The sequence below is a fragment of the Microlunatus ginsengisoli genome (assembly GCF_039537205.1).
GTDB lineage: Bacteria > Actinomycetota > Actinomycetes > Propionibacteriales > Propionibacteriaceae > Microlunatus > Microlunatus ginsengisoli.
Map to the genome: position 1 here is coordinate 73,129 of NZ_BAABAB010000021.1, position 26,578 is coordinate 99,706.

The following is a 26,578-nucleotide window of genomic DNA, read 5'->3' on the forward strand; positions in this document are numbered from 1 at the left end:
CGGCCGCCGGCAGATCTGGTTTACAACGTTTTCGACACGAACCCCGCACCGACTATCCGGGGGCATCGTTCCGTGGGACGTTGTCTCGTGGCTCGGGGGCCACTCGACCGGCGCAGCCAACCCAGAGAAAGAAGCCCCCCATGCCCCCCGTCACTACCTTGCGACATCCGGATCGCCGATTCACCGCCGTCGCCCTGCTGGTGATCCTCGCGATGCTGCTCGCCGGCGCCGTCGTCTTCGTGCTCCGGAACACGGCCGGAACTCCGACCGCCGCGGCCGCTCCGGTCAAGGCCCACAAGCTGACCAAGGGCTCGCACGCACACGGCTACGTGATCGGCGGCGAGTGGTTCGGGACCTGGAAGACACCGGACGGCACCGGGTTCTGCATCGAGTTCGACAAGGACCATCCGAACAGTTCGGGGGCCGCGCCGCTCCCGGGACGGGTGCCCGGGATGTCCGCCGAGGAGTCCGCCCGGGTGAAGTACGTGGCGAACCACTACGGGCGGACGACCTCCAAGGTGGACGCGGCCGCGGCGGCGATCTATGTCTGGAAGACCCAGCGGACCAAGCGGTTCGACACCTTCTACGCCAAGCTGGTGAAGAAGGGAAAGATCTCCGCCGCGATCCGCGCCCGAGTCACCCAGATCTCTGCGGAGGCGGCGAATCACGGGCCCTACAAGCTGTCGATGACGATGGGCTCGGGGGTGGTCGGCCAGTCGGTGACCGGTGCCGTCACCGTCAAGGCACAGAACGGCAAGGTGGTTTCGGGTCGATCGGTCGTGCTGACCGCGAAGACGAACGCCACCCTGGTCAAGCAGGACAAGCTCAGCAACACCAAGGGCCGGGTCGGCTTCACCGTGAAGGTGAGTAAGGTCGGCTCGGTCCGGGTGGACGCGAAGCTGGTCACGCCGGCCGCCGGCGGGGTGTGGATCACCCGTCCCAGCTCCGGCCACCAGCGGCTGGTGCTGGCCGGTACGGCCACCGAGTCTGCGGTGGCAACGGTCGCGACCCTGCGCAGCGTGAACGGTCCGAGCCTCTCCAGCGCCTGCGCCGCCGACTGCGCCGGGGCAGCACCGGTGACCGTGCAGGCCAGCAATCCGTGCGGGGCCGCGACACTGCGGGAGATCGTCTACGTGAACGGCACCGCGTTGGCCGGCGGCACTGTCGACGTTCCCGCCTGCAAGACGGTGAAGAAGAGCTTCACGATCGCCGACGGCGCCGCGGTGACCTCGCGGTTCTGTTACCTCGACGGGGCCGGGACATGCATGGCTGCACCCGTGGCCAACGCCGGCGCTCTGTCCGTCGAGTGTCCGGCGCTGCCGGCGTACCGGTTCTCGGCGACCTGCCCGTGCGGCGGGGACAGAGCGATCACCTATGAGGTCCAGGTGCCGGCCGGCAGCCGGCGCAGCTACACCGCCACGCTGACCGTGAAGTCTGCGAACGGCTCGACCTGGACCCGCTCGGCCGTGCTGGCGACCGGCGGCGGCTGGCAGGCGCTGCCGACCGCGGCGCTCGCCGACGGATCCACGGCGACCCTGACCGTGACCGTGCTGGGCAAGACCCGGACGCTCGACCGGCTCACCGAGGCCGGCTGAGCGGGCTCAGCCGCCGAGCCGCCGGCGAAGCGTGTCGGCGGCTCGCTGGACGGCCTCGACCAGTGCGCGACGGCGCGCATCGTCGTCGTGCTCGGCCTGATAGGTGACCGATACCCCGGCGACGGCGTGCCCGGTGTGGTCGATCACCGGCACCCCGACCGAGGCGAGGCCGGCAGTCACCTGCCCGTCCTCGTACGCGAAGCCCCGCTGGCGCACCGTGGCCAGCAGGCGGCGCAGCTCGGTCAGTGTCGCCGGCCCGCGTCCGTCGCGTTGCACCAGCGCGGACGCGGTCGGATAGACCGCGCGGATCTGGGCCGCCGAGAGGGCCGAGAGGATGGCCAGGCCCGATGCCGTGAGGGTGGCCGGCAGCCGGACGCCGACATCGGTGACCAGCGGTGGACGCCCGGGGGCGCGCTCCTCGATCACGTAGTAGACGTCGGCACCGTGCAGCACCGCGAGGTGCGCGTTCTCGTGCACCGCCCCGACCAACCGGGTGAGCACAGGCTGGGCGACCCGGCGCAGCGGCATCTGCCGGGAATAGCTCGAGCCCAGCTCGAAGGCGACCACGCCGAGGCCGTACCGGCGCTCCTCCGGCAGGTAGGTGACGAATCCCTGCTCCTCCAACGCGCCGAGCAGGCGGTACGCCGTCGAGCGTGGGAGATCCAGCAGGGATGCGATCTGGGCCGCCGGCACCGGTTCGGCGTGCCGGGTCAGCAGGACGAGGATCCGCAGCACGGCATCCGCCGCCGGGGCCAGGGACATGCCACGAGAGTCTCAGATATGAGACGGATGCGCCAGAACACACCTTACGACCGGCGTGTCCCATCCCGTCCAATGGATGCATGTCCACTTCTTCTCTGCTCACGGTCCCGCCGCCGACCGCGCAGCCCGTGACCGTCGGCCGCGGCCCGGTCAGCATCGCCGAGGTCGTCGCGGTCGCCCGGTCGGGGGCGCGGGTGGAGATCGCCGAGGACGCGCTGGCCGAGGTCCGCCGGACGCGCGCGGTGATCGAGGCCCTGGCCGACGACCCGCAGCCGCACTACGGAGTCTCGACCGGGTTCGGAGCGCTCGCGACCCGCCACATCCCGGTCGAGCTCCGCACCCAGCTGCAACGCAGCCTGATCCGCTCGCATGCCGCGGGCTCCGGCCCGGAGGTCGAGCGCGAGGTCGTCCGGGCGCTGATGCTGCTCCGGATCTCCACCCTGGCGACGGGGCGGACCGGCGTACGGGAGGTGACGCTGCGGACGTACGTCGACCTGCTGAATGCCGGCATCACCCCGGTCGTGCACGAGTACGGCAGCCTCGGCTGCTCCGGCGACCTCGCCCCGCTCGCCCATTGCGCACTGGCGCTGATGGGTGAAGGCACCGTGCGGGACGCGACCGGAACCCTGCTGCCGGCCGCCGACGCCCTGGCGACCGCCGGGATCGCGCCGGTGGTGCTCGCCGAGAAGGAGGGCCTGGCGCTGATCAACGGGACCGACGGAATGCTCGGCATGCTCTGCCTCGCGCTGACCGACCTGGACAACCTGGTTCGGGTCGCCGACGTCACCGCCGCAATGAGCGTCGAGGGTCAGCTCGGCACCGACGACGTGTTCGCCGCCGATCTGCAGCGGCTGCGCCCGCATCCCGGTCAGATCGCCTCCGCGGCGAACCTGCGGGCGCTGATGGCCGGCAGCGAGATCCGCGAGTCCCATCGGACCGAGGAATGCACCCGGGTCCAGGACGCGTACTCGCTGCGTTGCTCGCCGCAGGTCGCCGGCGGAGCCCGGGACACCATGGCCTATGCCCGGGCGGTCGCGGGGATCGAGCTGGGATCGGCGGTCGACAACCCGGTCGTCACCCTCGACGGCCGGGTCGAGTCCAACGGCAACTTCCACGGCGCACCGGTCGCGTACGTCCTGGACTTCCTGGCCATCGTCGTCGCCGACCTGGCCAGCATCGCCGAGCGGCGGACCGATCGGTTTCTGGACAAGGCCCGCAGCCACGGCCTCAACCCGTTCCTCGCGGACGATCCCGGCGTCGACTCCGGCCACATGATCGCGCAGTACACCCAGGCCGCGATCGTCTCCGAGCTCAAGAGGCTCGCCGCGCCGGCGTCGGTCGACTCGATCCCGAGCTCGGCCATGCAGGAGGACCACGTCTCGATGGGCTGGTCGTCGGCGCGCAAGCTCCGTCGCGCCGTCGACGGGCTGACCCGGGTGCTCGCCATCGAGTTGCTCACCGCCGGCCGCGGCATCGAGCTCCGGGCGCCGCTCGCCCCGGCTCCGGCCACCGGCGCGGTGATCGCCGGCCTTCGTAGCGCCGGCTGGCCCGGCCCCGGGGTCGACCGCTGGCTCGCCCCGGAGATCGAGACCGCTGTCGGCTACGTCGCGTCCGGCGCCGCCGTCGCGGCTGCCGAGTCCGTGACCGGCCCCCTCAACTGACCGCATCGCCAGCCGTGCCCTGAGCCTGTCGAAGGGCACTCCCACTCGCACCCACCCTCGCACCCACCCGCCCCGAACAACACACCGCCCACCACCTACTCACCACCCCACCGCCCACCCACCGGTTCCGCCAGAAACTGTGCAGCTGTTGCAGTTGCCGCCGGCGTGTCGCTGTCAGAGCTGCACAGTTTCCGGGGCCGGGGGAGGCGGACGGGGGTGGGCGGGGAGACCAAGCAAAAGGAGACTGAAGATCATGGAAGGCGCTCGTCCCGTCCGCGCACCGCGCGGTACCACCCTGTCCGCCAAGAGCTGGGCCACCGAGGCCCCGCTGCGGATGCTGATGAACAACCTCGATCCGGAGAACGCGGAGCGGCCCGACGATCTGGTGGTCTACGGCGGCACCGGCCGGGCGGCCCGTGACTGGCGGTCGTTCGACGCCATGGTCCGGACCCTGCGCGACCTGGAGGCCGACGAGACCATGCTGGTCCAGTCCGGCCGGCCGGTCGGCGTGATGCGGACCCACGAGTGGGCGCCGCGAGTGCTGATCGCGAACTCCAACCTGGTGCCGGACTGGGCGAACTGGCCGGAGTTCCGCCGGCTGGAGAAGCTCGGTCTGACCATGTACGGCCAGATGACCGCCGGCTCCTGGATCTACATCGGCACCCAGGGCATCGTGCAGGGGACGTATGAGACGTTCGCCGCCGTCGCGGACAAGCGGTTCGGTGGCACGCTGGCCGGCACCCTCACCCTGACCGGTGGCTGTGGCGGGATGGGGGGCGCCCAGCCGCTCGCGGTCACCCTGAACGACGGCGTCTGCCTGATCGTCGACGTCGACAAGTCCCGGCTGCAGCGCCGGGTCGATCACCGCTACCTCGACGAGGTCGTGGAGGATCTCGACCTGGCGGTGGAGAAGGCGCTGCAGGCCAAGGCCGACCGCAAGGCCTGGTCGATCGGCCTGGTCGGGAACTGCGCCGAGGTCTTCCCCGAGCTGCTTCGCCGCGGCGTGCCGATCGACATCGTCACCGACCAGACCAGCGCGCACGACCCGCTGTCCTATCTGCCGGAGGGCATCAGCGTCGAGGACTGGGCCGACTACGCGGAGAAGAAGCCGGAGGAGTTCACCGACCGCGCCCAGGCGTCGATGGCCAAGCACGTGCAGGCCATGGTGGAGTTCCAAGACGCCGGTGCCGAGGTGTTCGACTACGGCAACTCGATCCGCGACGAGGCCCGCAAGGGCGGCTACGAGCGGGCGTTCGAGTTCCCGGGCTTCGTGCCCGCCTACATCCGCCCGCTGTTCTGCGAGGGCAAGGGCCCGTTCCGCTGGGCCGCGCTGTCCGGCGACCCGAAGGACATCGCCGAGACCGACCGGGTCGTGATGGAGCTGTTCAAGGACAACGACCGGCTGCAGAAGTGGATGCGCGGCGCCAAGGAGAAGATCGCCTTCCAGGGCCTGCCGGCCCGGATCTGCTGGCTCGGCTACGGCGAGCGGGACAAGGCGGGCCTGGCGTTCAACGACCTGGTCGCCCGCGGCGTGGTGTCCGCGCCGATCGCGATCGGTCGTGACCACCTCGATTGCGGCTCGGTCGCGTCGCCCTACCGGGAGACCGAGTCGATGGCCGACGGCTCCGACGCGATCGCGGACTGGCCGCTGCTGAACGCCTTGATCAACACCGCCTCCGGCGCCAGCTGGGTGTCCATCCACCACGGCGGCGGCGTCGGCATCGGCCGCTCCATCCATGCCGGCCAGGTCTCGGTCGCCGACGGCACCGAGCTGGCCGCGCAGAAGCTGGCCCGGGTGCTCACCAACGATCCCGGGATGGGTGTCATCCGGCACGTCGACGCGGGCTACGACCTCGCCGTCGACGTGGCCGAGGACAAGGGTGTGCGGGTGCCCATGCGCGAAGGCGCCTCGTCAACGCAGCGCGAAGGCGCTTCGTCGTCAACGCAGCGCGAGGACAACTGAGATGGCCGGCGGGGCTGCAATGGTGGAGACCCGCACCATCGACGTCGTGCCGGACGGCGAGCGGCACGGCCGCCCGCTGAACCAGTTCACCTTGTGGTTCGGGGCGAACATGCAGATCACCGCGATCGTCGACGGCGCGCTGGCGGTGGTGTTCGGCGCCGACGCGCTGTGGGCGATCATCGGGCTGACCATCGGCAACATCCTCGGTGGCATCGTGATGGCCCTGCACTCTGCGCAGGGTCCACGGATGGGGCTGCCGCAGATGATCTCCAGCCGGGCCCAGTTCGGCGTGCTCGGCGCAGCCATCCCGCTGGTCCTGGTGATCGTGATGTATCTCGGCTTCGCCGCCACCGGCACCGTGCTGTCCGGCCAGGCGATCAACGCGATCCTCGGCGTCGACGCGCCCTGGGTCGGCATCGTGATCTTCGGCCTGCTGACCGCCGCGATCGCCATCCTGGGTTACAAGTTCATCCATCATCTCGGCCGGATCGCCACCGTGGTGGGTATCCTCGGACTCGGTTACCTCAGTGTCCGAGTACTCGGTCAACTAGGCCCTTCGACAGGCTCCGGGCTCATCACCAACGCGCACTTCGACGTGGTCACGTTCCTGCTGGCGATCTCGCTCGGGGCCGGCTGGCAGCTGACGTTCGGGCCGTACGTCGCCGACTACTCCCGCTATCTGCCGCGTGACACCCCGGCCAGCAAGACCTTCTGGGCGACCTGGGCCGGCTCGGTGGTCGGCTCGTCTTGGGCGATGACCCTGGGCGCCCTGATCGCTTCCCTGCCCGGCGCCGCGGACGGCGGGTTCCTGGCCAACCAGGTCGGCTTCATCGGCAAGCTGGCCGGCGGCGGCCTGATCGCCCTGGTGATCTATCTGGTGATCGTGATCGGCAAGCTGACGGTGAACAGCCTGAACGCGTACGGCGGCTTCATGTGCGCGCTCACCACCGTCTCGGCGTTCACCAAGACGACATACGTCCGCAAGGGCATCCGTGCCGTCGCCATCTGCGCGTTCCTGGCCGTCTCGGTGATCATCGCGCTGGCCGCGTCGGCGGACTTCCTGACCTACTTCAAGAACTTCGTGCTGTTGCTGCTGATGGTGTTCACCCCGTGGAGCGCGATCAACCTGGTGGACTACTACCTGATCTCCCGTGAGCGGTTCGACATCCCGGCCTTCTACGACGCGCACGGCCGCTACGGCTCCTGGAACTGGATCGCGCTGGGGACGTACGCCGCCGGGGTCGTGCTGCAGATCCCGTTCCTGGCCCAGACTCTCTACACCGGGCCGATCACGGACCTGCTCGGCGGCGCGGACATCTCCTGGCTGGTCGGCCTGGTTGCCACCGCGGCGATCTACTACCCACTGGCGCGGCGGACCGCGCACCCGCCGCAGCAGATGATCTACCCCAACGACGATCGGGAGACGATCTCGGTATGAACAGCTTCGACGCTCTCTGGTCGGCGATCGCCGACCTCGGGCGGTCGCCGACCTCCGGCGGCTACCGCCGGTACGCCCTCACCCGCACCGACCACGACCTGCGCGAGTGGTTCGCCGCCGAGGCCACCACCCGTGGGCTGGACCTGACCACCGACCGGATGGGCAACCAGTGGGCCTGGTGGGGCGACCCGGACGCGAGGCCCGGCGTCGTCACGGGCTCCCACCTGGACAGCGTTCCGGATGGCGGCGCGTACGACGGCCCGCTCGGCGTGGTCAGCGCGTTCGCGGCGCTGGATCGGCTGCGGGAGCGGGGAATCACCCCGGCCCGGCCGCTCGGCGTGGTGAACTTCGGCGACGAGGAGGGCGCCCGGTTCGGCGTGGCCTGCGCCGGGTCGCGGGTCATTACCGGTGCGATGAGCGCCGAGCGCGCGCTGGGACTGACCGACGCCGACGGCGTTTCGATGGCCGAGGCGCTGCGGTCCGCCGGGCGCGACCCGGAGTCCATCGGAGCGGACCCGGAGACCCTGCGCCGGGTTGGCGCGTTCGTCGAGCTGCACGTCGAGCAGGGCCGGGGGCTGATCGATCTCGACCGGCCGGTGGCGATCGGCACCGACATCTGGCCGCACGGCCGCTGGCGGATCGACTTCACCGGTGAGGCCAATCACGCCGGCACCACCCGGCTGGAGGACCGGCACGACGCCATGATCGGGCTGGCCTCCACCGTGCTGGCGGCCCGGGCCGCGGCGGAAGCGAACGGTTGCGTGGCCACGGTCGGCAAGACGCAGATCACTCCCGGCGGGGTGAACGCCATCCCGTCGGCCGCCACGGCCTGGCTCGACGTCCGCGGCGCGGACGAGGCTCGGGTCAGGACCACCGTGGCCGATATCGCCGCGGCCGCCGGCGGCTTCGACGCTGCCGTGCGGGAGGAGTCGTGGACGCCGGTGACCCGCTTCGACGACCAGTTGATCAAGGAGCTAGGGACGATCCTGCCGGACGCGCCGCTGCTCGGCACCGGCGCCGGCCACGACGCCGGAATCCTCGCCGGGGCGGGGATCCCGGCCGCAATGCTGTTCGTCCGCAACCCCACCGGGATCTCGCACTCCCCCGCCGAGTTCGCGGAGCGGGAGGACTGCCTGGCCGGGGTTGATGCGCTGGCGGACGTCCTGGCCGAGCTCGTGGGAGCCGGATCGTGACCGCCTACTGGGTGCGCTTCGCCGAGCTTCCCGACGGTCTCGCCGAGCGGGTCCGGCTGACGGTCGCCGGCGGCCGGTTCGACGCGGTCGAGATCGGCGTCGACGCGGCTCCGGCCGACGTCCGGCTCGACGGGGTCGTCCTGCCCGGCTTCGCCAACGCGCACAGCCATGCGTTCCACCGGGCCCTGCGCGGACGCACCCACGGCGACGGCGGCACGTTCTGGACCTGGCGGGAACAGATGTACGCGACCGCGTCCCGGCTCGACCCCGACGGCTACTTCGCGCTCGCCCGCGCGGTCTATGCCGAGATGGTGTCGGCCGGCATGACGGCGGTCGGGGAGTTCCACTACCTGCACCATGATCACGGCGGACGGCGTTACGCCGACCCGAACGCGATGAACGACGCGCTGGTCGCCGCCGCGGCCGAGGCCGGGATCCGGCTCACCCTGCTGGATGTCTGCTATCTCAGCGGCGGGCTCACCGCAACCGGTCACCTGCCGCTGGATCCGGTGCAGGAGCGGTTCAGCGACGGCTCGGTGGACGACTGGGCCGAGCGGGTGGCCGGCTGGTCGTCCCCGCCCGGGGTGGTCGTCGGGGCCGCCGTGCACTCGGTTCGCGCCGTGCCGGAGAAGGACCTGACCCGTTTCGCCGAGGTCGTGAGCGGTCTGCGCGGCGGCGGCGGTCCGGTACACGTGCATCTCAGCGAGCAGCCGGCCGAGAACGCAGCCGTGCAAGCGTTCTACGGCTGCACGCCGACCGCGCTGCTGGCCCGGAACGGTCTGCTCGACGAGCGGACCAGTGCCGTGCACGCGACCCACCTGAGTGAGGACGACATCGCCGCGCTCGGGTCGGCGCGGACGTACGCCTGCTTCTGCCCGACCACCGAGCGCGACCTGGCCGACGGGATCGGCCCCGCGCACGCGCTGGCCGCGGCCGGCAGCCCGCTCACCCTCGGCTCGGACCAGCACGCGGTGATCGACATGTTCGAGGAGCTTCGCGGGCTCGAGCTGCACGAGCGGCTGATCAGCAACGAGCGCGGCCGGTTCACCCCCGCCGAGTTGATCGCCGCCGCGACCGAGACCGGGCATCGCAGCCTCGGCCGGCCCGACGCCGGCCGGCTGGAGGCGGGCGCCCTCGCCGACTTCGTCGAGGTGTCCGGCGACTCGGTCCGCACCGTGGGCAGCCGCCCCGACCAGATCGTCTATTCCGCGACCGCGGCCGACGTCCGGACCGTCGTCGTCGGTGGCGAGGTCGTCGTGCGCGCCGGCGAGCACCGGCTCGGCCCGGTCGCCACGCTCCTCGCGGAATCCCTACCCACGCTGGAGGAGCGATGAGCTCGACATTGATCACCGGCATCGGTGAGCTGGTGACCTGCGACGGCAGCGGCGAGGACCGACTCGGCATCCGACCCGACGCGGCGGTCGTCGCGGAGGACGACCGGATCGTCTGGATCGGTCGCGCCGCCGAGGCGCCGGCGGCCGATCGCCGCGTCGACCTGGACGGTCGCGCCCTGATCCCGGGCTTCGTCGACTCACACAGCCACCTCGTCTTCGACGGCGACCGGGCCGCGGAGTTCGCAGCCCGGATGACCGGCGCGGCGTACGACGGCGGCGGCATCGCTACGAGCATGACCGCCACCCGGGCCGCGAGCGACGGGCGGCTCCGGGAGCTGCTCGGTCGCCGGGTCACGGAGATGCGCGCCCAGGGCACGACCACTGTGGAGATCAAGAGCGGCTACGGACTCAGCGTCGCCGACGAGGCCCGGGCCCTGCGGATCGCGTCGGAGTTCACCTCCGAGACCACGTTCCTGGGAGCCCATGTCGTGCCGCCGGAGTGGCGGCACGACCGGGCCGGCTACCTGGACCTGGTGACCGGCGAGATGCTCGTTTCCGCCGGGCCGCATGCGCGCTGGATCGACGTGTTCTGCGAGCCCGCATCGCCCTACGCGTTCACCGGCGACGAGGCGCGGCGGGTGCTGCTGGCCGGCCGTGAGGCGGGACTGGAGCTCCGGGTGCACGGCAACCAGCTCGGCCACGGGCCCGGCGTGCAGCTGGCGGTCGAGCTCGGGGCAGCCAGCGTGGACCACTGCACGTATCTGACCGACGACGACGTCGACGCCCTGGCGGGAGCGCGCGACAGCACCGTCGCCACGCTGCTGCCTGGGGTCGAGTTCTCCACCCGTTCGCCGTACCCCGACGGTCGCCGGCTGATCGACGCCGGCGTCCGGATCGCGCTGGCCAGCGACTGCAACCCGGGAACCTGCTATTCGTCGTCGATCCCGTTCATGCTCGCACTGGCCGTCCGCGAGATGGGTCTTACTCCGGCCGAGGCCCTCTACGCGGCCACCGCCGGGGCCGCGAGATCGCTCCGGCGCACCGACATCGGCCGGATCGAGCTCGGCACCCGGGCCGATCTCGCGGTCCTGGACGCGCCGTCGTACCTCCACCTCTGCTACCGACCCGGTGTCCCGATCGCTCGCACACTGGAGCTGCCCGGCTGACCCGCCCCTCCGGTTGCCACCGATGAGTTCGGCCCGACGGCCTGGTCTATCGAGTGTCAGTGGCTCCGCGCACAATGGCCGGAGCAACTCGAACCGGGAGGAATCGTCATGGCCGTGCTCAATCCCTACATCAGCTTCGGCGGCAACGCGCGTGAGGCGATGGAGTTCTATCAGTCCGTCTTCGGCGGTCAGCTCGACGTCTCGACCTTCGCCGACTTCCAGATGCCCGGCATCGCCGAGGACGAGGCGACCAAGGTGATGCACAGCCAGCTGACCACGCCGGCCGGCTTCACCCTGATGGGCTCGGACCTGCCGGAGAGCATGGGCAGTGTGCCGGACACCAGCAACATCACCGTGTCGATCAGCGGCGCCGAGTCCGACCAGATCCGCGGCTACTGGGACGGCCTGGCCGCCGGCGGCCAGGTCGGGATGCCGCTGGACCAGGCGCCCTGGGGTGACTACTTCGGCCAGCTCACCGACAAGTTCGGGGTCAGCTGGATGGTGAACATCGCCGGATCGGCCGCCGCACAGGGCTGATCCGCGGTTCGTAGTTCCGAGTCGTCGCCTCGCGGGCCGCAGACCGCCATAATCGAGCCCGAGAGATCGGGAGGCGACCATGGCGGATGGCTCGTTGGCTGCGGCGGTGGCGGCCGCATATCGGCGTGCGTTCCGGCCACCGTTCGAGATTCCGCTAGCGCTGGCCGCGAACGCGGCGCTGATGACGGCGGCCTGGTTCCTGCTGCCCCCGCGCGCCCACGACTGGCTGTTCACCCTGCACGGACCGCTCGCGTTTCCGGTGGTGATGGCTTCCTGGATGCTCGGCGACACGCCGTCGACCAATGTCGCCGGACTGGACCGCCAGAACGCCCTGGCGGCGCTGGACGACCCCCGCTCGTTCCGGCTCTGGCTCGCGGCGCGCAGCATCGTGCTGAGCTCGCTCGTGGGTGTCCCCTGCGCGATCATCGCGCTGGTGATGGGTTATCAGGGCCAGCCGGCGGCGAAGGTGGCTGCCGCCTGCGCCGTGATCGCGATCCTGCCCGCCGGGATCCTGCCCGTCGCGTCCTGGATCGGCCTACTGCTGCCCTATCACCCGCGTCCGCTCGGCTGGCGCTGGCAGCATCGGACCGAGTGGCGCCGGATTGTGCGCTGGGTCGTGCTGCTGCTGGCACCGTTCGTGGTGGTGCCGGTCGTGGCGGCGCTGATCGTCGGACCGTCGCTGCTGCTCGCGCGCGGGCTGGGCGCTCCGGCGGTGCCCCTGACCTCGGCCAGGTTCGTGCTGGTCGCGACGTGCATCTGCGTCACCGCGATCGTGATCGGGTGGATCGGCCTTCAGGTCGCGAGCGCGTTGCGGAGCCGACGGCACGATCATCTGTCGCGATACCTCCTCGATCCGGAGGCGCACTGACGATCGCGGCTCGCCGGCGGGCGTCAGCCCAGGCCAGGTTCCCAGGACCGCCACGACGCCACGGCGGTGGCACCGTGGCCGGGATCGATGCCGACGATCCGGCCGCGGTCGAGGGTGGTCACCGCGTGCCGCGCCGCAAGGTCCAGCCGGGTCCGACCGGCGATGGCGCGATCGACCAGGAAGCGGTCCTGGGCCCAGTCGTACAGCGAGCTGTGCCCGTGCACCTGGCTGAACGGCAGCCATGCCTCCAGCCAGCCGGGCATCAGCTCGGTCGTCGCGGAGGCCCAGAGCGGCCCGGCGGCGAGGTTGGGCCGGCCGCCGCCGAGCATCTGGCCGGGCCGGAACAACAATTCGTCCCTGCTGCCGATCATGGCGTTCAGCAGCTGGGCCACCCGTCCGACGTCGGCCGGCGCGCCGAGCACCCGCCGCCAGTAGCCCTCGGTCAGCCCGGCGTGGGTGATCAAGATGTCCTCGCCGCCGATGTCGTGCAGATCTGCGGCCACCAGCAGCAGGCCGTCGGCCCACCAGCCGCGCAGCGTCGCCACCGACTCGTCGTCCAGGCGCTCCGGCCAGTCGAACGAGGGCGCCGCCAGATATCGGGCCTCGTGATTTCCGACCAGCTGGATCCACTGCCCGGGCTGGGTGTGCAGATAGCGATCCACCAGGGCGATCACGCCGGCCGAGTCCGGACCGCGATGGACCAGGTCACCGACCTGGATGACCACCAGGTCGTGCGGGAGATCCCCGGTCTCCGGGTCGGCGCCGAGCCGCGCCAGCTCGCCGCGGAGCGCGTCGCGCTGGCCGCCGACATCGCCGATGACCGCGAAGCGATGCCCCCACTCGTCCCGCCAGACCGCACCGTCCATCAGGCTCGTCCGTCCCTCACGTCTCCGGTGCCGTCCAGTCGCCGATCGGGATCCGCTGGGACACGTTGTCCATCCGGCGCTGGATGGCCGCGATCTCGCGCACGGCCTGGGTGACGATGCTCCGGTCGATCGGTGACAGCCGGTCCATGGTCAGCAGGTCCGACGGCTGCTCGCCGCGCTGCACCTGGAGCAGCTGATAGCGCAACCTGAGCCGTTGCAGCACCTCGAACGCCTCGACGATGATCTGGACCCGCTCCTCCGGCAGCATCGCCGACCCGGCCGCGGCGCGGAGCCGATCGGTGGTGGGCAGCACGGCCGATCCGACGCTGAGGGCGGCCCACCGGGCCAGGTTGACGATCGGTAGGATGGCGTACGTCTTGATGTCGAAGGTGTCCGAGCGGCGGGTGAGCACGTCGAGCATCGAGTGCAGCTTGGCGCGGTGGGCGAGCGACTCCTGCAGCAGCAGCCGCATGGTGCCCTTGTGCTGACGCAGGTCGGAGAACACGTGGCTGACGGCCGGCAGCCCCGGATCGCCGTAGATCGGCCTGCCGTCGACCAGCAGCGAGGCCATCACGGCGCCCTGGTTCTTGTGCGGTGCGGACATCCACCGCAGGCCGGCGGAGCGCCACTCAGCGTTCGTTCGCGAGAACGCAGCCCGCGACGCGATCGCGCCGTGGTCGTCGCGGCTGAGACCGGCCGAGGCCAGCACCGCGTGCACCTCGTCGAATGCCACTCGATAGCCGCCGATCAGGGTGTGGTCGACGGTGTCGATGAAGGCCACGGCGCTGTCGACGTCCGAGCTCGGCACCGCCTCCCGCCGCCCGTTGCTGCCCAGCGACAACCAGGTGAACGCGTCGATCGGCAGCTCCGGGTGCTGGTCGAAGACCAGCTCGATCGCCCGCCGCACCAAGGTGTCGATCATCGCGGAGTAGATGGCGATCACCCGGCCTGAGGTGAGGCCGCGAGCCAGCAGATCGATCATCATCGCCGTCACCTGGCGGCCGCGCCGGCCGAGCTCGGCGACGCTGGAGGCCCGCCGCAGCTGCTCGTGCAGGGAGACGCCGGCGGTCGACGGCGACACGGCGAAGTCGCGCGGCTCGACCACCCCGCGGAGAAGTCCGGCGTCGTCCAGCACCAGCAGGTATCCGGCGTCGCGCTCGAGCATCAGCATCAGGGCCTCGGCCGCGGTGTCGCCGAGGTCCACGGCCGGCACCTCCACGTCCACGATCGTGCCGACCGGGGTCGTCGGTGCCCTCCCGCCGGCGAGCACCTGGCTGCGCAGCAACGCATCGGTGACCAGCCCGTATCGCGACGGACCATCGGCGAGCTCGACCACGGCACAGCCGACGCCGTGCTCGGTCATCCGGACCGCGACCTCCGCCACCTCCGCCGACGGCTCGACCAGCAACGGCTTGCCGGCGATCAGCTCCTCGACCAGGCTGTAAGCCTGGTTGCCGGTCGCCCGCCGCAGGGCCGCCGAGAGGTGCTCGGCGAGGAAGCGAGCACCCTCGGCCGAGGTCAGGGCCGGTTCGACCACCGCCGCGGGGATCGCGGCCACCACCACGTCCCCGACCGCCACCACCCGCGGACCGACGGAGCGTTCGGTCAGCATCGCCGAGAAGCCGAAGACAGCGCCGGGCCCGAGCCTCTCGTCGGCCGCCTCCAGGATCCGGTCCCGGTCATCCCAGACGTCGACCTCGCCCTCGACGACGACGAACGTCTCGACCGACGGATCGAGGAAGGCGTCGAGGATCAGGTCACCGGCGCCGTGCGGCACGACCCGGGCGGCGCCCGCCATCTCGGCGAGCGTGCCCGGGTCGAGCTCCGCGAACGGCGGATGCCGTGCCAGGAACTGCTCCAGGTCGGTCCGGTCCATTCCCCTCATCATGCCCTGCCGGACCGGCGACTCAGCTCCCCGGAGTCGGCGGCGCCGGGATGTCGTAGCCGGACGGGCGGACGTTCTTGTCCAGCGACGCCTTCCACGAGCCGTCGGCGATATAGGCCTTCAGCGCCGTGTTCACCTTGTCGACCAGGGCGGAGTCACCCTTCTTGATGCCGACGCCGTACAGCTCGTCGGAGAACCCCTTGCCCACCACCTTGAGCTTGCCCTTGTACTGATCCTCCGCGGCGAAGCCGGCCAAGATCACGTCGTCGGTGGTGACGGCGTCCACCTCGCTCCGGTCCAGCGCGGCCACGCAGTCGGAGAACTTGCTGTATTCCTTCAGTGTGATCCGGCCCTTGTACTTCTCCTTCACCAGAGCCGCGGAGGTGGTGCCGGGGACCGAGCACAGGATGCGACCGTCCAGCGTCTCCGGACCGGTGATCTCCTCCTCGTTGCGCCGCACCAGCAGATCCTGATGGGCCTCGAAGTACGGCCCGGCGAAGTCGACCACCTTCTTGCGGTCGTCGGTGATCGAGTACGTCGACAGCACCATGTCGACGGCGCCGCTGGTCAGCAGGCTCTCCCGATTTCCGGGATCGGCCTCGATCCAGGTGATCTTGTCCGGTTCGACGCCCAGCGACTTGGCGACGTACGTCGCGGTGTCCACGTCGAAGCCGCTGTAGGTGTCGCCGTCCTTCAGGCCGAGCCCGGGCTGGTCGAACGAGATGCCGATCCGTAGCGAGCCGCCGGGTGTCGCGCCGGGCACGACCGACGGCGAGGGGTTCACCTCGCCGCCGGATCCGCATCCGGTCAGCGCGAGAGCAAGGGCCGCACCGAGGGCGACCAGCGAGGACCGCACGGCGTGGGCCCGCATCACCGGTCCTCCTCCCCGTTCTCAGCCGGATCGAGGTCGTCCGGAGTGACGTCTCGACCGTAGGTCGGCCCGTCGTCGGACCAGACCGCCTTGATCTTGCCGCCGGTGTGCTCCACCACGTTCTTGCGGACCAGGAACCAGCCGATCACGAGCAGGATGGCGAGGACCGGGATGCCGATCACCACCACGATGAAGGTGGTCTTGTGCCAGAAGTAGGGCGAGGACTGCCAGCCCGAGATCGCCATCCCGACCAGCACGAAGACGAGGAACGCCAGCCCGAAGTAGCTGGTCCACGGATAACCGGGTGCCGGGAACTTGCTCGGTGGGATGACACCCTTGTTGACCAGGGCTCGGAAGCGCAGCTGGGACGCGAAGATCGTCCCCCAGGTGAAGACGATTCCGATCGATGCCGCCTCCAGCGCGATCTCGAACGCGTCGGGCTCGAGGAAGTTCAGCAGCGCGCCGAAGACGAAGACGACCGAGGTCATCACGATCCCGGCCCAGGGCACGCCCTGGCTGCTCATCTTCAGCGTGAACCGCGGCGCTTGCTTCGACATCCCGAGGCTGCGCAGCACGCGGCCGGTGGAGTACAGCCCGGAGTTCAGGCTGGACATGGCCGCGATGATCAGGATCGCCTGGATCAGGCTGGCCATCCAGGTCAGGCCCATCCGGTCGAAGACGGTGACGAACGGGCTGGTACCCGCCGTGTACTCACTGGTCGGCAGCATGCAGCAGAGCAGGAAGATCGAGCCGATGTAGAATACGCCGATCCGGAAGATCACCGCGTTGACGGCCTTCGGCACCTCTTTTTCGGAGTTCTCCATCTCCCCGGCCGCGACGCCGACCATCTCGATCGCCGCGTACGCGAACACGACACCGGACATGACCAGCAGCGGGCCGTACCAGTTGTACGGGGCCTCGGTCGGCCAGAAACCGCCCGGATTGCTCCACAGGTTGGAGATGCCGGCCTTGTGATCACCGACGTTCAGTCCGAAGGCCACTACCACCACGCCGACGACCAGGAAGACGACGATGGCGCCGACCTTGCCGATCGCGGCCCAGAACTCGAACTCACCGAACGCCCGGGCGGACAGCAGGTTGATCACCAGCACCACCGCCAGCGCTATCAGCACGGTGGCCCAGGTGGGCATGGTCGGGATCCAGTACTGGACGTACAAGCCGACCGCGGACAGCTCCGCGATACCGGTCAGGGCCCAGTTCATCCAGTACATCCAGCCGGTGACATAGGCTGCCTTCTCGCCGTAGAACTCCCGCATGTAGGAGACGAAGGCGCCGGATGTCGGCCGGTGCAGCACCAGTTCGCCGAGCGCGCGCATCAGGAAGTACGCGACCACGCCGACGAAGGCATAGCTGAGGATCAGGGCCGGCCCGGTGTTGTGCAGCCGGGACGCCGAGCCGAGGAACAGACCGGTGCCGATCGCGCCGCCGATGGCGATCATCTGGACGTGGCGGCGACCGAGGGTCTGCTTGTAGCCCACCTGTTCGGCGTTGAGGTGGGCAGAGTGGTCACTCTGAGGTGTGTCGAGTTGCGTCATGATCTCTCGTTTCGGGGGCGTCTTCACAGGGCTGGAAGGCAGGCGAGAATGCCGGACGGCGATGACAGGCGAGGAACGAATGAAGCGGGTGGTGCTGGGCTCAGCTGATCGCGCTGACGGGGCCGTCGCGTTGGCCCGGACGTGCGGTGTCGTCGGTCAGCGACTCGGCCACGGCGTCGTGGACCTGGTCGAGATGGAATCGCATCGCATCCTCGGCCTCGACCACCGAGCTCCGGGCGATGGCGGCGGCGATGCTGCGATGCTCGGAGTCGGAGTCTCCCCGCCGCCGGCGGGAGCGGTCGTTGAGCATCCCCGACTGCCCGGTCAGCGCGGCGCGGATCGAGTTGATCACCTGGGTGAACACCGGGTTCTTCGACGCCTCGGCGACGGCCAGATGGAAGCTCGCGTCCAAGCCGATCCACACCTGCGGATCGGACTCGGCCTCCATGTGCTCGATCAGTCCCTGGATCTGCTCCAGGTCGGCCTCGGTCCGCCGCAGAGCGGCCAACCCGGCGGCTGGCACCTCGATGTGCGGACGCACCTCGAGCAGATCGCCGACGGAGTACCCACCGAAGATCAACTCGCTGGGACGCCGACCGACGACGAAGGTGCCTTTGCCGGTCCGGGTCACGGTCAGCCCGAGGGCGGAACTGGCACGTAGCACCTCCCTGATGACCGACCGGCTGACCGAATAGCGCGCGGCCAGGGCGGCCTCCGACGGCAGCCGGTCACCGACCCTGATCACGCCGGCGGCGATCGCGTCCTGAAGATCATCCAGCACGAAACCGACTGCCGACTGTCGTGGGAACACTGACGGACCAGCTGTACGGCTGTCAGACAGGTAACCCACGCGTTCACCTTGGCACCGGAGAATACGGGGCGTCAAGCATTGCTATGTAACGAGCGCGTTGAATACTGATGACGTGCACCAGGAGCGCAACGTGCTCGGTGGGGAGCTCGAACCCTGCGGTTGGGACCCGGTGACCGGCTTCTATCGCGACGCTAGCTGCACCTGCGGACCGGCGGTGGCCCGTCACCTGGTCTGCGCGGTCGTCACCGCGGACTTCCTCGCCCATCAGCGGTCGGTCGGCAACGACCTGATCACCCCGGTCCCTGAGTTCGGGTTCCCGGGACTGCGGCCCGGCGACCGGTGGTGCGTCGTGCTGGACCGCTGGCTGCAGTCGTACGAGGCCGGCCTGGCCTCACCGATCGTGCTGGCGGCGACCAACGAGCGGGCGCTCGACCTGGTCGAGCTCGACGTGCTCCGCCGCTTCGCCGTGGACGTACCGGACGATCTGAGCGTGCTGGGATAGTCGGGCATCCTGCCTAGCTTTACGCACCATTGCGTATGGCTCGCGGTGGCCCGACTGAGCGAGTATGTCATCATGCGGCTCCGCGGGTTGGTCACGGTCGCCCTCGTGATGATCGCCTCCGGTCTGCCCGCAACGGCGGTCCCACACCACGCTGCCGCCGCTCCCGCGGCTCCGCCCGCTCGGCCGGCGACCGCACCCGCTCGGCCGGCGACCGCACCCGCTCGGCCGGCGACCGCACAGGGCCGCATCGACATCAACGGCGACGGCTATCCGGACCTGGTGATCAACCAGGATCGGGCCGCCCGGATCCTGTACGGCTCACCCACGGGGCTCTCGGCGAGTCGATCGGCCTTCTTCCCTGACGACGTCCTCACCCAGCCACTGCCCGAGGACTTCGAGTCTTCGGGATCGACCACTGCCGCGGCCGACTTCGACGGCGACGGCTATACCGACCTCGCTGTGGGCGTTCCGGAGGCACAGGTCGGTCGCAAATCGTCAGCCGGCGCGGTCTATGTCCTGTACGGGTCGGCCACGGGGCTCGATCCGACGCGTCGGCAGACCTGGAGCCAGGACAGCAGTGGCGTCGCCGGGACGGCCGAGCCCGGTGACTGGTTCGGCGGCGCCCTGGCGGCCGGAGACTTCGACGGTTCCGGCGACGCCGACCTGGCAATCGGTGTGCCCGGCGAGCAGCTCCGCGGGCACCGGAGCTGGCCGGGCGCCGTGCACGTTCTCTACGGCTCGGCTCGCGGGCTGACTGCGAACCGGAGCCGGTGGTTGACGTCGGGCTCGCCCGGTGTGCCGGGAACGCTGCGCGACAAGGCGTTCGGGGCAGCACTTGCCGCCGGGGACCTGACGGCGTCAGGCTACGACGATGTCGTAGTCGGCGTGCCCGGCGCGAGGGCAAACGGACGGCAAGCGGCGGGCGCCGTCGTTGTCCTCCGCGGTGGTCCGACCGGAATCACATCCAAGCGCGCACAGCGCTGGACGCAGGCCACCAAGGGGGTCCACGGCCGCGCTGAGGCCGGGGACGAGTTCGGCGGCGGCCCATTGGTCGTCGGGCATTTCGCGGGTCGCAGGTATGCCGACGTGGCGGTCGGTGTCAGGTTGGAGCGCGTGCGCGGCCAGATCCAGGCCGGCGCGGTCAATGTGCTGTACGGCACCGCCCGCGGTCTGACGTCGAAGGGCAATCAGATCTGGACGAAGGCCAGTGCCGGCATCTCCGGGAAGCCGGGAGAGTACGAGGAGTTCGGGATCTCGCTCGCGAGCGCAGACCTCGGACGCAACGGCGGAACGACCACATACGACGACCTTGCCGTCGGAGCGATCTGGGGCAACGGGGGCGCGGTCTTCGTTCTGCACGGATCGGCCACCGGGCTGACAGCACGCGGCAGTCAACGCTGGACGCTGGCCAGCCCCGGAGTACCCGAAGACCCGGACGACCTCGACTCGTTCGGTGCCTCCGTGGCTGCCGCCGATTTCGGCAGGGGCCCGTACGCCGACCTGGTGATCGGCATCCCCGACCTGATCGTGGATGGGGACGGGTCCGAGCCAGAGCGTGGCGGTGGGGTCCTTCTGCTCCGCTCGACCCGGGACGGCCTGACGGGTGCCGGCAGCACGATCTGGACGAATTCCTCGTTCGGGCCCGACGCCGGCGCACCACAGCTGGGCTACGGTCTGCTCGCCCGCTGAGGTCTCAGGCTCATCCGCGACCGGCCGGTCATCGGAGTGATCAGATCTCGAGTGCGGTCAGGTCGACGCCGTGCCGGCCGGCGGAATAGACCCGGGTCGTCGAGTCCAATGTCGCCGGCAACACGCTGACCTGGTCCAACGCAACCGACGACGTACGTCCGTCGCGCAGGCGCAGCGCCAGCCGAGCGCTCCGGCCGAGCCCGCCCTTGACCGTCGCGATCTCGGCGACGCCGTCCCACCCGGACGACAGGTCGCCGATCACGACACCACCGCGACCGATCCGGATCGCGGTCCCGGGCCGCAACTCGCCGAGTTCGCGTCGAGCCCGTCGATAGATCAGGTAGGAAATGGCCGCCCAGGCAACGCTGATCGTCACGATCACGACCGAGACCCATAGGCCCAGCGGCTGCCCCTGCGAGCGAAGCCAGATCGCAAAGCCCACCACGACCAGCACGGTGATCAGCAGGCTGACCAACCTGGACCGGAACAGCCGGCGGCGGCGCTCGGCCCGCTCGGTCACCCGCTCCAGGTCGTACGCGACGACGAGCTCCTCGATCGCCCCGCCGGTCATGGCAGCAATCCTGCCAGGCCCGGCTGACTCAGCAGGCGACTCCCGCGCAGGGCGGCCGGTGGCCGGTGCTGACCTGCGTGTTTCCGCCGAGGTCGGTGCCGTTCGGGGCGTAGAAGGCCCACCCGCTGTTCCGGACGGCTCGGTTGCCCTTCAACGCGACCCCGGCCTCGGTCGTGAAGACGCCGTCGGTGTTGTGCACGAAACGGTTGTTCACCAGTGTCGCCACGAAGTCGCTGTCTTGGGACGAGGCGGTGAAACCGGTGGTGTTGTCGGTGAACGTGTTCCCGGTCAGCGTGGCAGCGCTGAGGGTGAGATCTACCCCGGTCGTGTTGCGGGCGAACGTGTTCGACGTCAGCTCGAGCCCGAATCCGACCACTGCCGACACCGCCGTGGTGGCGCCGGTGATCGTCGTCCGGCGCAGCACGAGCGGGCTGGTCCGGACGGATACGCCGGTCGTGCTGTTCTCCACCCGGCTGTCGGTCAGGCTGCACTGGGCTTCCTCACAGCCGAACGCCTCGGACGTGTTGTTGCCGAAGTACGACCGAGTCACCGAGACGCCGCCGGTGTCGATGTGAACACCACGATCGTTGTTGGTGAACGACGAACCGCTCACGGTGAACATGCCGGTGAAAACGCCGGCGATACCGGAGCCGTTGCGGTGGAAGTGCGAGTCCTTCACGTCCACGTCCGTGTACCGGTTCTGGAACATCCCGTTGGTGCCGGAGGCATTGATGCCCAGCCCGTTCCAGGCGAACAGCACGCCGCGCACGGTGATCGTGCGAGCCGGCAACCCGGTGTCGCTCTCCTCCTCCGCGGCCGCCAGACCCGTGCTCGACTCGCTGATCCGCCCGTTGCGCACGGTGGGGCTGCCGTCTCCGGTGACGGTGACGGCGGTCCCACCCTTGGCCGTCAACCGATGACCTCGCAGGTCGAGGACCACGTTGCCGCGAAGCGTCAGTGCGTTGCCGCGGCAGCTGAGATCCGAGGCGAGGTAGGCGTTTTTGGTCAGCACCGCCCCGCAGCGCGCGACCTCCGATCCCGTCGTCGCGCTCGCCGGCCCCCGCGACGGCGACCATGGCGGCCACCAGCAGCGTCCCGATCCCGGCCATCCGCATCCGCATCCGCATCCGCATCCGCATCCGCATCGATGATCTCCCGTGAGTCGAGCAGGCCGCTCCCGGCGGCCGGCGTTCTCCACGGTCAGTCTGCGGCACTCCCGTCGCCGCTGTCAGCGACGGCGTGAAATCGATCAGGACCGGCCGACGATCGTCTCCGAGACCGGACGACGCGGCGTGGCAGGCAGCGGCGTCTCCGGCGCCCAGCCGATCCGCAGCAGCAGCTGCGGGCACAGGCTTCCGCCGAGGACGTCCGCGGCGACCACGGCGCGGCTCTGCTCGACTTCGAGCACCTGGCTGAGCGGGCAGCTCGCCAGTCCCTGCCGGGTCGCCTCCAGCAGCACCGCGCTGGCCGCCTCGCCGGCGCGCAGCCGGGACAGCCGATCGTCCGATGCGGTGCCGAGCACGACCAGCATCGCCTGCTCGGGCTCGATGTTGTTCACCGTCTCCCTCGGCACGCCGAAGTCGCGCGCCGCGACCACCGACGGCGGCGCGGGCCGGACCAGGTTCTCCGCCGGGATCCCGTGGGAGTCGATGTGATCGGTCCAGGCAGCCAGCTCCTCGACGTACTCCGGTCGGCTCGTCTGCACCGCCGCGGCCGTGGCGAAAGCGCCGGCCAGCAGCGCCCGCCGCTCGGCGTCGTCCACGTGCAGCAGCAGGACGCCCTGCTCGGCGGCGCGGTCGAACAGCTGCTGCCGGAAGGCGTCGGGTAGCGGCCAGTTGCGGAAAGCCCGCCGGTCGGACCGTCGGCGCGGGATCTGCTCGACCAGGGTGGCGTCGACCCGGTCGACGCCGCCCTCCAAGACGACGGACGCGAGCAGGTCGGGCCTGGCCGGATCCGGCAGCCGGCGCACCTGAGCGCCGATCCCGGCCGCGGCGAGCGCCACCCGCAGATGGTGCAGGGCGGCGCCGCAGCTCACCACCAGGTCACGCTGATCGGGGTCGGCCACCCGCAGCCAGCACTGCTCGTCTGCGTACAGGTCGATGGCGTCGCCGGAGAGGGCGAACCGCCACGGCTGGGTGTTGTGCACCGAAGGCGCTCGACCGGCCAGCTCGACAGCGTTCCGGACGGACTCGCTCAGGGCGTTCATCGTGATCATCGTGGGCCACCTGACATCGTTGGAGGGACGTGTCGAGCCTGGCACCGGCCGCGCCCGGCCAGCAGGGCCGAACGGCCCTGCCCGCCGCGGGCCATCGACCCCGGCTTCGGGGGCTGATCAGACCTCCGGACCTGCCCGGCCGGGACCTCCGGCACTGGGGCCGGCCACGCACGGCTGCCTACGGTCGAGACATCGGCGCCCCCTCGGCCTGCTCGACGGGCCGATCGGTGTCGGGTGCCGCTGTGACATGAGAGGAAAGGCGATGTCAACCGCAACCATGCCTTCGACGACGTGGGTTCATGGGTTCGATCGACTCGACGAGGTGGAGGCGGGCCTCGATGGCGGGTGGGACTCGGTCCGGGGACTGCTCGGCGGGAAGGGGGCGAACCTCGCGGAGATGACCCGCCTGGGCATTCCGGTCCCGCCCGGCTTCACCGTGACCACGCGAGCCTGCCTGAGCTATCTCGACGGCGACGGCCGGCTGCCCGACGGGCTGTGGTCGCAGGTGCTGCACGCCCTGCACGCGATCGAGGACCGGCTGGACAAGCGCTTCGGCGATCCGGCGGCCCCGCTGCTGGTGTCGTGCCGATCCGGTGCCAAGTTCTCCATGCCGGGGATGATGGACACCGTCTTGAACCTCGGCCTGAACGACGAGACCGCCAAGGGTCTGGTGGCCCTGACCGGTGACGAGCACTTCGTGTTCGACTCCTACCGCCGGCTGATCCAGATGTTCGGCACGGTCGTGCTGGGTCTGCGTGACGAGCTGTTCGAGAACGTGCTGTCCGACGCGCGCCACGTGCGCGGCGTGACCAGCGACGCCGATCTGAGCGCGGACGAGCTGCGGACCGTCGTCGCCCGCTTCCGCGACCTCGCGGCCGGGTTCCCGACCGATCCGGCCGAGCAGCTGCGGATGGCGATCGAGGCCGTCTTCTCCTCCTGGAACGGCCGGCGTGCGGTCGACTACCGCAACGCTGCCGGGATCGCGCACGACCTGGGTACGGCGGTCAACATCCAGGCGATGGTCTTCGGCAACCTCGGGGAGCACTCCGCGACCGGGGTCTGCATGACCCGCAGCGGCGCCACCGGACTGCCCGGCCTGGAGGGCGACTTCCTGGTCAACGCCCAGGGCGAGGACGTGGTTTCCGGCACCCGCGCCACCCGGCCGATCGAGGCGCTGGCGCAGGTCATGCCCACCGCGTACGCGGAGTTGCAAGCGATGGCCGCGAAGCTGGAGGCGCGCTACCACGAGATGCAAGACATCGAGTTCACCGTGGAGGACGGCCGGCTGTGGCTGCTGCAGACCCGCGACGGCAAGCGGACCGCTCAGGCGGCCGTCCGGATCGCGGTCGATCTGGCCAACGAGGGCCTGATCGGACGCGCCGACGCGGTCCGCCGGGTCACGCCGAGCCAGGTCGACTTCTTCCTGCACCCGCAGCTGGCCGTCGCCGCACGTCAGCAGGCGGCCGACGAGGGCCGGCTGATCGCGACCGGCCTGAACGTCTCCCCCGGCGCCGCCGTGGGCGTGGCCGCGTTCGATCCGGACGTCGCCCAGCGGCTGGCCGGGGACGGGCGCCAGGTCATCCTGGTCCGGCCCGAGACCAAGCCGGACGACGTCCACGGCATGCTCGCCGCCGAGGGCATCCTGACCACCAGAGGTGGTCGCACCAGCCACGCCGCCCTGGTGGCGCGGCAGTTCGGCAAGCCCGCGGTGGTCGGGGTCGGCGCGCTCGAGGTGGACCTGGTCGGGCACCGGGCGACGATGGGCGAGCTGGTGATCGAGGAGGGCGACTGGCTGTCGCTGGACGGCAGCACCGGCGAGGTGTACGCCGGCCGGCTCGACACCTTCGTCCCCGACATCTCCGACGGCTGGCTGGCCACGCTGCTCGGCTGGGCCGACGATCTGCGGACCCTCGGTGTCCGCGCCAACGCCGACTACCCGGCGGACGCCAGGCGAGCGCGCGACTACGGCGCCGAAGGCATCGGGCTGTGCCGGACCGAGCACATGTTCTTCCAGTCCGAACGGCTGCCGGTGATGCAGCGCATGATCATGAGCGACTCGGTCACCGAGCGCCGGGACGCGCTGGCCGAGCTGGAACCGCTGCAGCGAGACGACTTCCTCGGCCTGTTCCGGGCGATGGACGGGCTGCCGGTGATCATCCGGCTGGTCGACCCGCCGCTGCACGAGTTCCTGCCCACCTTCGAGGAGCTGTCCAAGCGGATCACCGACGCCAAGATCAGGCTGTCGGCGGCCGGGTCGCTGGACGAGGTCGACGACCTGCTCGGCCGGCTGCGCCGGGACGAGGACCTGCTCCGCCAGGTCCGGGCGTTGCACGAGTCCAACCCCATGCTCGGCCTGCGCGGCGTGCGGCTGGCGATCCGGCACCCGGAGATCTTGCAGATGCAGGCCCGGGCGATCTTCGCCGCCGCCTGCGACGCTGCCGAGGAAGGTGGCGGCCCGCGGCCGGAGGTGATGATCCCGCTGACCAGCGACGCCGGCGAGCTGATCCGGGCGCGGCAGGTGATCGACAGCGAGGCCGCGGCGGTGTTCGCCGACCGGGGCATCACCGTCGACTATCTGGTCGGCACCATGGTGGAGACGCCGCGCGCGGCCCTCACCGCCGACAAGCTGGCCGAGCACGCGGACTTCTTCTCCGTCGGGTCGAACGACCTGACCCAGACGACGTACGCGCTGTCTCGGGACGACGCCGAGACGAGCTTCCTGATCGACTATCTGCGGACCGGCGTCTACGACCACGATCCGTTCAGCTCGCTCGACCCGGACGGTGTCGGGCTGCTGATCGACCGCGCGATCGCGGCGGCCCGCACGCGGGAGGACGACTTCGAGGTCGGCGTCTGCGGCGAGCACGGTGGGGACCCGGCCTCCATCGCCTGGTGCCACGCGCACGGGCTGACCTACGTCAGCTGCTCGCCCTTCCGGGTCCCCGTCGCCCGCCTGGCCGCCGCCCAGGCAGCCCTGGCGACCGCCTCCTGACCGGCACCCGGCACCCGGCACCCGGCCGGCCTTCCCCGGAGCTCACCTCCCCCGGAACCTCACCCCTCCCCCGGAGCCTCACCGCCCCCCGGAACCTCACCTC

Annotated in this window: 22 protein-coding genes; 13 read left to right on the top strand and 9 right to left on the bottom strand. The window is 70.5% G+C overall.

Features of this window, described 5'->3' with window-relative positions; translation table 11 throughout:
* The first annotated feature begins 140 nt into the window (after nucleotides 1–140).
* Nucleotides 141–1,595, top strand: coding sequence for an Ig-like domain-containing protein (locus ABD747_RS14485; RefSeq protein WP_344805719.1), 1,455 nt, complete (start codon nucleotides 141–143; stop codon nucleotides 1,593–1,595).
* A 6-nt stretch (nucleotides 1,596–1,601) separates the two neighbouring features.
* Here the strand turns inward: ABD747_RS14485 and ABD747_RS14490 are convergent, their stop codons facing one another.
* Nucleotides 1,602–2,357, bottom strand: a complete 756-nt coding sequence (locus ABD747_RS14490) for an IclR family transcriptional regulator (protein ID WP_344805721.1) — start codon at nucleotides 2,355–2,357, stop codon at nucleotides 1,602–1,604.
* 80 nt (nucleotides 2,358–2,437) lie between these two features.
* Here ABD747_RS14490 and hutH point away from each other — a divergent pair, with 80 nt between their 5' ends.
* The 8 genes from hutH to ABD747_RS14530 all read left to right on the top strand — a co-directional run bounded on the left by hutH (nucleotide 2,438) and on the right by ABD747_RS14530 (nucleotide 12,517).
* On the top strand, nucleotides 2,438–4,018 hold the full coding sequence (gene hutH / locus ABD747_RS14495; RefSeq protein WP_344805723.1) for a histidine ammonia-lyase: 1,581 nt from the start codon (nucleotides 2,438–2,440) through the stop codon (nucleotides 4,016–4,018).
* A 253-nt stretch (nucleotides 4,019–4,271) separates the two neighbouring features.
* Entirely contained in the window at nucleotides 4,272–5,981 is a 1,710-nt protein-coding gene (gene hutU, locus ABD747_RS14500) for a urocanate hydratase (protein WP_344805725.1), read from the top strand.
* A 1-nt stretch (nucleotide 5,982) separates the two neighbouring features.
* Nucleotides 5,983–7,419, top strand: a complete 1,437-nt coding sequence (locus tag ABD747_RS14505) for a purine-cytosine permease family protein (RefSeq protein WP_344805727.1) — start codon at nucleotides 5,983–5,985, stop codon at nucleotides 7,417–7,419.
* Nucleotides 7,416–8,612, top strand: a complete 1,197-nt coding sequence (locus ABD747_RS14510) for an allantoate amidohydrolase (RefSeq protein WP_344805729.1) — start codon at nucleotides 7,416–7,418, stop codon at nucleotides 8,610–8,612. The genes ABD747_RS14505 and ABD747_RS14510 overlap by 4 nt, the downstream gene beginning before the upstream one ends.
* Entirely contained in the window at nucleotides 8,609–9,946 is a 1,338-nt protein-coding gene (locus ABD747_RS14515; RefSeq protein ID WP_344805731.1) for a formimidoylglutamate deiminase, read from the top strand. The genes ABD747_RS14510 and ABD747_RS14515 overlap by 4 nt, the downstream gene beginning before the upstream one ends.
* Nucleotides 9,943–11,112: an imidazolonepropionase gene (gene hutI / locus ABD747_RS14520; protein ID WP_344805733.1), complete on the top strand. Its 1,170-nt coding sequence runs from the start codon at nucleotides 9,943–9,945 to the stop codon at nucleotides 11,110–11,112. Before ABD747_RS14515 ends, hutI begins: the two co-directional genes overlap by 4 nt.
* 108 nt (nucleotides 11,113–11,220) lie before the next feature.
* Nucleotides 11,221–11,649: a VOC family protein gene (locus tag ABD747_RS14525; RefSeq protein WP_344805735.1), complete on the top strand. Its 429-nt coding sequence runs from the start codon at nucleotides 11,221–11,223 to the stop codon at nucleotides 11,647–11,649.
* Nucleotides 11,650–11,755: 106 nt separating this feature from the next.
* Nucleotides 11,756–12,517, top strand: a complete 762-nt coding sequence (locus ABD747_RS14530; RefSeq protein ID WP_344805737.1) for a hypothetical protein — start codon at nucleotides 11,756–11,758, stop codon at nucleotides 12,515–12,517.
* A gap of 23 nt (nucleotides 12,518–12,540) precedes the next feature.
* Here the strand turns inward: ABD747_RS14530 and ABD747_RS14535 are convergent, their stop codons facing one another.
* The 5 genes from ABD747_RS14535 to ABD747_RS14555 form a co-directional block, all read right to left on the bottom strand.
* Nucleotides 12,541–13,383 (bottom strand): metallophosphoesterase, encoded by an 843-nt coding sequence (locus ABD747_RS14535; protein WP_344805739.1) that lies wholly within the window; start codon nucleotides 13,381–13,383, stop codon nucleotides 12,541–12,543.
* Nucleotides 13,384–13,399: 16 nt separating this feature from the next.
* Nucleotides 13,400–15,259: a putative nucleotidyltransferase substrate binding domain-containing protein gene (locus tag ABD747_RS14540; protein WP_344805741.1), complete on the bottom strand. Its 1,860-nt coding sequence runs from the start codon at nucleotides 15,257–15,259 to the stop codon at nucleotides 13,400–13,402.
* A 31-nt stretch (nucleotides 15,260–15,290) separates the two neighbouring features.
* Nucleotides 15,291–16,139 (bottom strand): glutamate ABC transporter substrate-binding protein, encoded by an 849-nt coding sequence (locus ABD747_RS14545; RefSeq protein ID WP_344805743.1) that lies wholly within the window; start codon nucleotides 16,137–16,139, stop codon nucleotides 15,291–15,293.
* A complete protein-coding gene (locus ABD747_RS14550) occupies nucleotides 16,139–17,695 on the bottom strand; it encodes an amino acid permease (RefSeq protein WP_344805745.1) in 1,557 nt (518 codons plus the stop codon). The genes ABD747_RS14545 and ABD747_RS14550 overlap by 1 nt, the downstream gene beginning before the upstream one ends.
* A gap of 100 nt (nucleotides 17,696–17,795) precedes the next feature.
* Nucleotides 17,796–18,476: a FadR/GntR family transcriptional regulator gene (locus ABD747_RS14555; protein ID WP_344805747.1), complete on the bottom strand. Its 681-nt coding sequence runs from the start codon at nucleotides 18,474–18,476 to the stop codon at nucleotides 17,796–17,798.
* 142 nt (nucleotides 18,477–18,618) lie between these two features.
* On the opposite strand from ABD747_RS14555, the gene ABD747_RS14560 reads away from it, so the two are divergent.
* Together ABD747_RS14560 and ABD747_RS14565 are read left to right on the top strand one after the other, a co-directional pair.
* Nucleotides 18,619–19,008: a DUF2237 family protein gene (locus ABD747_RS14560; RefSeq protein WP_344805749.1), complete on the top strand. Its 390-nt coding sequence runs from the start codon at nucleotides 18,619–18,621 to the stop codon at nucleotides 19,006–19,008.
* Nucleotides 19,009–19,080: 72 nt separating this feature from the next.
* On the top strand, nucleotides 19,081–20,697 hold the full coding sequence (locus ABD747_RS14565) for an FG-GAP-like repeat-containing protein (protein ID WP_344805751.1): 1,617 nt from the start codon (nucleotides 19,081–19,083) through the stop codon (nucleotides 20,695–20,697).
* A gap of 40 nt (nucleotides 20,698–20,737) precedes the next feature.
* Here the strand turns inward: ABD747_RS14565 and ABD747_RS14570 are convergent, their stop codons facing one another.
* Nucleotides 20,738–21,268, bottom strand: coding sequence for a hypothetical protein (locus tag ABD747_RS14570; protein ID WP_344805753.1), 531 nt, complete (start codon nucleotides 21,266–21,268; stop codon nucleotides 20,738–20,740).
* Nucleotides 21,269–21,296: 28 nt separating this feature from the next.
* Nucleotides 21,297–22,280 carry a right-handed parallel beta-helix repeat-containing protein gene (locus ABD747_RS14575; protein WP_344805755.1) on the bottom strand — a complete coding sequence of 328 codons (984 nt, stop codon included), beginning with the start codon at nucleotides 22,278–22,280 and terminating at the stop codon, nucleotides 21,297–21,299.
* Between ABD747_RS14575 and ABD747_RS14580 the strand changes: the two genes are divergently transcribed.
* Nucleotides 22,270–22,419 carry a hypothetical protein gene (locus ABD747_RS14580; protein ID WP_344805757.1) on the top strand — a complete coding sequence of 50 codons (150 nt, stop codon included), beginning with the start codon at nucleotides 22,270–22,272 and terminating at the stop codon, nucleotides 22,417–22,419. The genes ABD747_RS14575 and ABD747_RS14580 overlap by 11 nt on opposite strands.
* 98 nt (nucleotides 22,420–22,517) lie before the next feature.
* Here ABD747_RS14580 and ABD747_RS14585 read toward each other — a convergent pair whose 3' ends face one another.
* Entirely contained in the window at nucleotides 22,518–23,474 is a 957-nt protein-coding gene (locus ABD747_RS14585) for an Acg family FMN-binding oxidoreductase (protein WP_344805759.1), read from the bottom strand.
* A gap of 286 nt (nucleotides 23,475–23,760) precedes the next feature.
* Here ABD747_RS14585 and ppdK point away from each other — a divergent pair, with 286 nt between their 5' ends.
* A complete protein-coding gene (ppdK, locus tag ABD747_RS14590; RefSeq protein WP_425562539.1) occupies nucleotides 23,761–26,475 on the top strand; it encodes a pyruvate, phosphate dikinase in 2,715 nt (904 codons plus the stop codon).
* The last annotated feature ends 103 nt before the right edge of the window (nucleotides 26,476–26,578 follow it).

Bases quoted from the DNA above. Each gene is read 5' to 3' on its own strand.
- hutH (WP_344805723.1), top strand. From the start codon at position 2,438: ATGTCCACTTCTTCTCTGCTCACGGTCCCGCCGCCGACCGCGCAGCCC.
- ABD747_RS14545 (WP_344805743.1), bottom strand. From the start codon at position 16,139: ATGCGGGCCCACGCCGTGCGGTCCTCGCTGGTCGCCCTCGGTGCGGCC.
- ABD747_RS14525 (WP_344805735.1), top strand. From the start codon at position 11,221: ATGGCCGTGCTCAATCCCTACATCAGCTTCGGCGGCAACGCGCGTGAG.
- ABD747_RS14550 (WP_344805745.1), bottom strand. From the start codon at position 17,695: ATGACGCAACTCGACACACCTCAGAGTGACCACTCTGCCCACCTCAAC.
- ABD747_RS14570 (WP_344805753.1), bottom strand. From the start codon at position 21,268: ATGACCGGCGGGGCGATCGAGGAGCTCGTCGTCGCGTACGACCTGGAG.
- ABD747_RS14490 (WP_344805721.1), bottom strand. From the start codon at position 2,357: ATGTCCCTGGCCCCGGCGGCGGATGCCGTGCTGCGGATCCTCGTCCTG.
- ABD747_RS14540 (WP_344805741.1), bottom strand. From the start codon at position 15,259: ATGGACCGGACCGACCTGGAGCAGTTCCTGGCACGGCATCCGCCGTTC.
- ABD747_RS14510 (WP_344805729.1), top strand. From the start codon at position 7,416: ATGAACAGCTTCGACGCTCTCTGGTCGGCGATCGCCGACCTCGGGCGG.
- ppdK (WP_425562539.1), top strand. From the start codon at position 23,761: ATGCCTTCGACGACGTGGGTTCATGGGTTCGATCGACTCGACGAGGTG.
- ABD747_RS14505 (WP_344805727.1), top strand. From the start codon at position 5,983: ATGGCCGGCGGGGCTGCAATGGTGGAGACCCGCACCATCGACGTCGTG.
- ABD747_RS14565 (WP_344805751.1), top strand. From the start codon at position 19,081: ATGCGGCTCCGCGGGTTGGTCACGGTCGCCCTCGTGATGATCGCCTCC.
- hutU (WP_344805725.1), top strand. From the start codon at position 4,272: ATGGAAGGCGCTCGTCCCGTCCGCGCACCGCGCGGTACCACCCTGTCC.
- ABD747_RS14585 (WP_344805759.1), bottom strand. From the start codon at position 23,474: ATGAACGCCCTGAGCGAGTCCGTCCGGAACGCTGTCGAGCTGGCCGGT.
- ABD747_RS14485 (WP_344805719.1), top strand. From the start codon at position 141: ATGCCCCCCGTCACTACCTTGCGACATCCGGATCGCCGATTCACCGCC.
- hutI (WP_344805733.1), top strand. From the start codon at position 9,943: ATGAGCTCGACATTGATCACCGGCATCGGTGAGCTGGTGACCTGCGAC.
- ABD747_RS14535 (WP_344805739.1), bottom strand. From the start codon at position 13,383: ATGGACGGTGCGGTCTGGCGGGACGAGTGGGGGCATCGCTTCGCGGTC.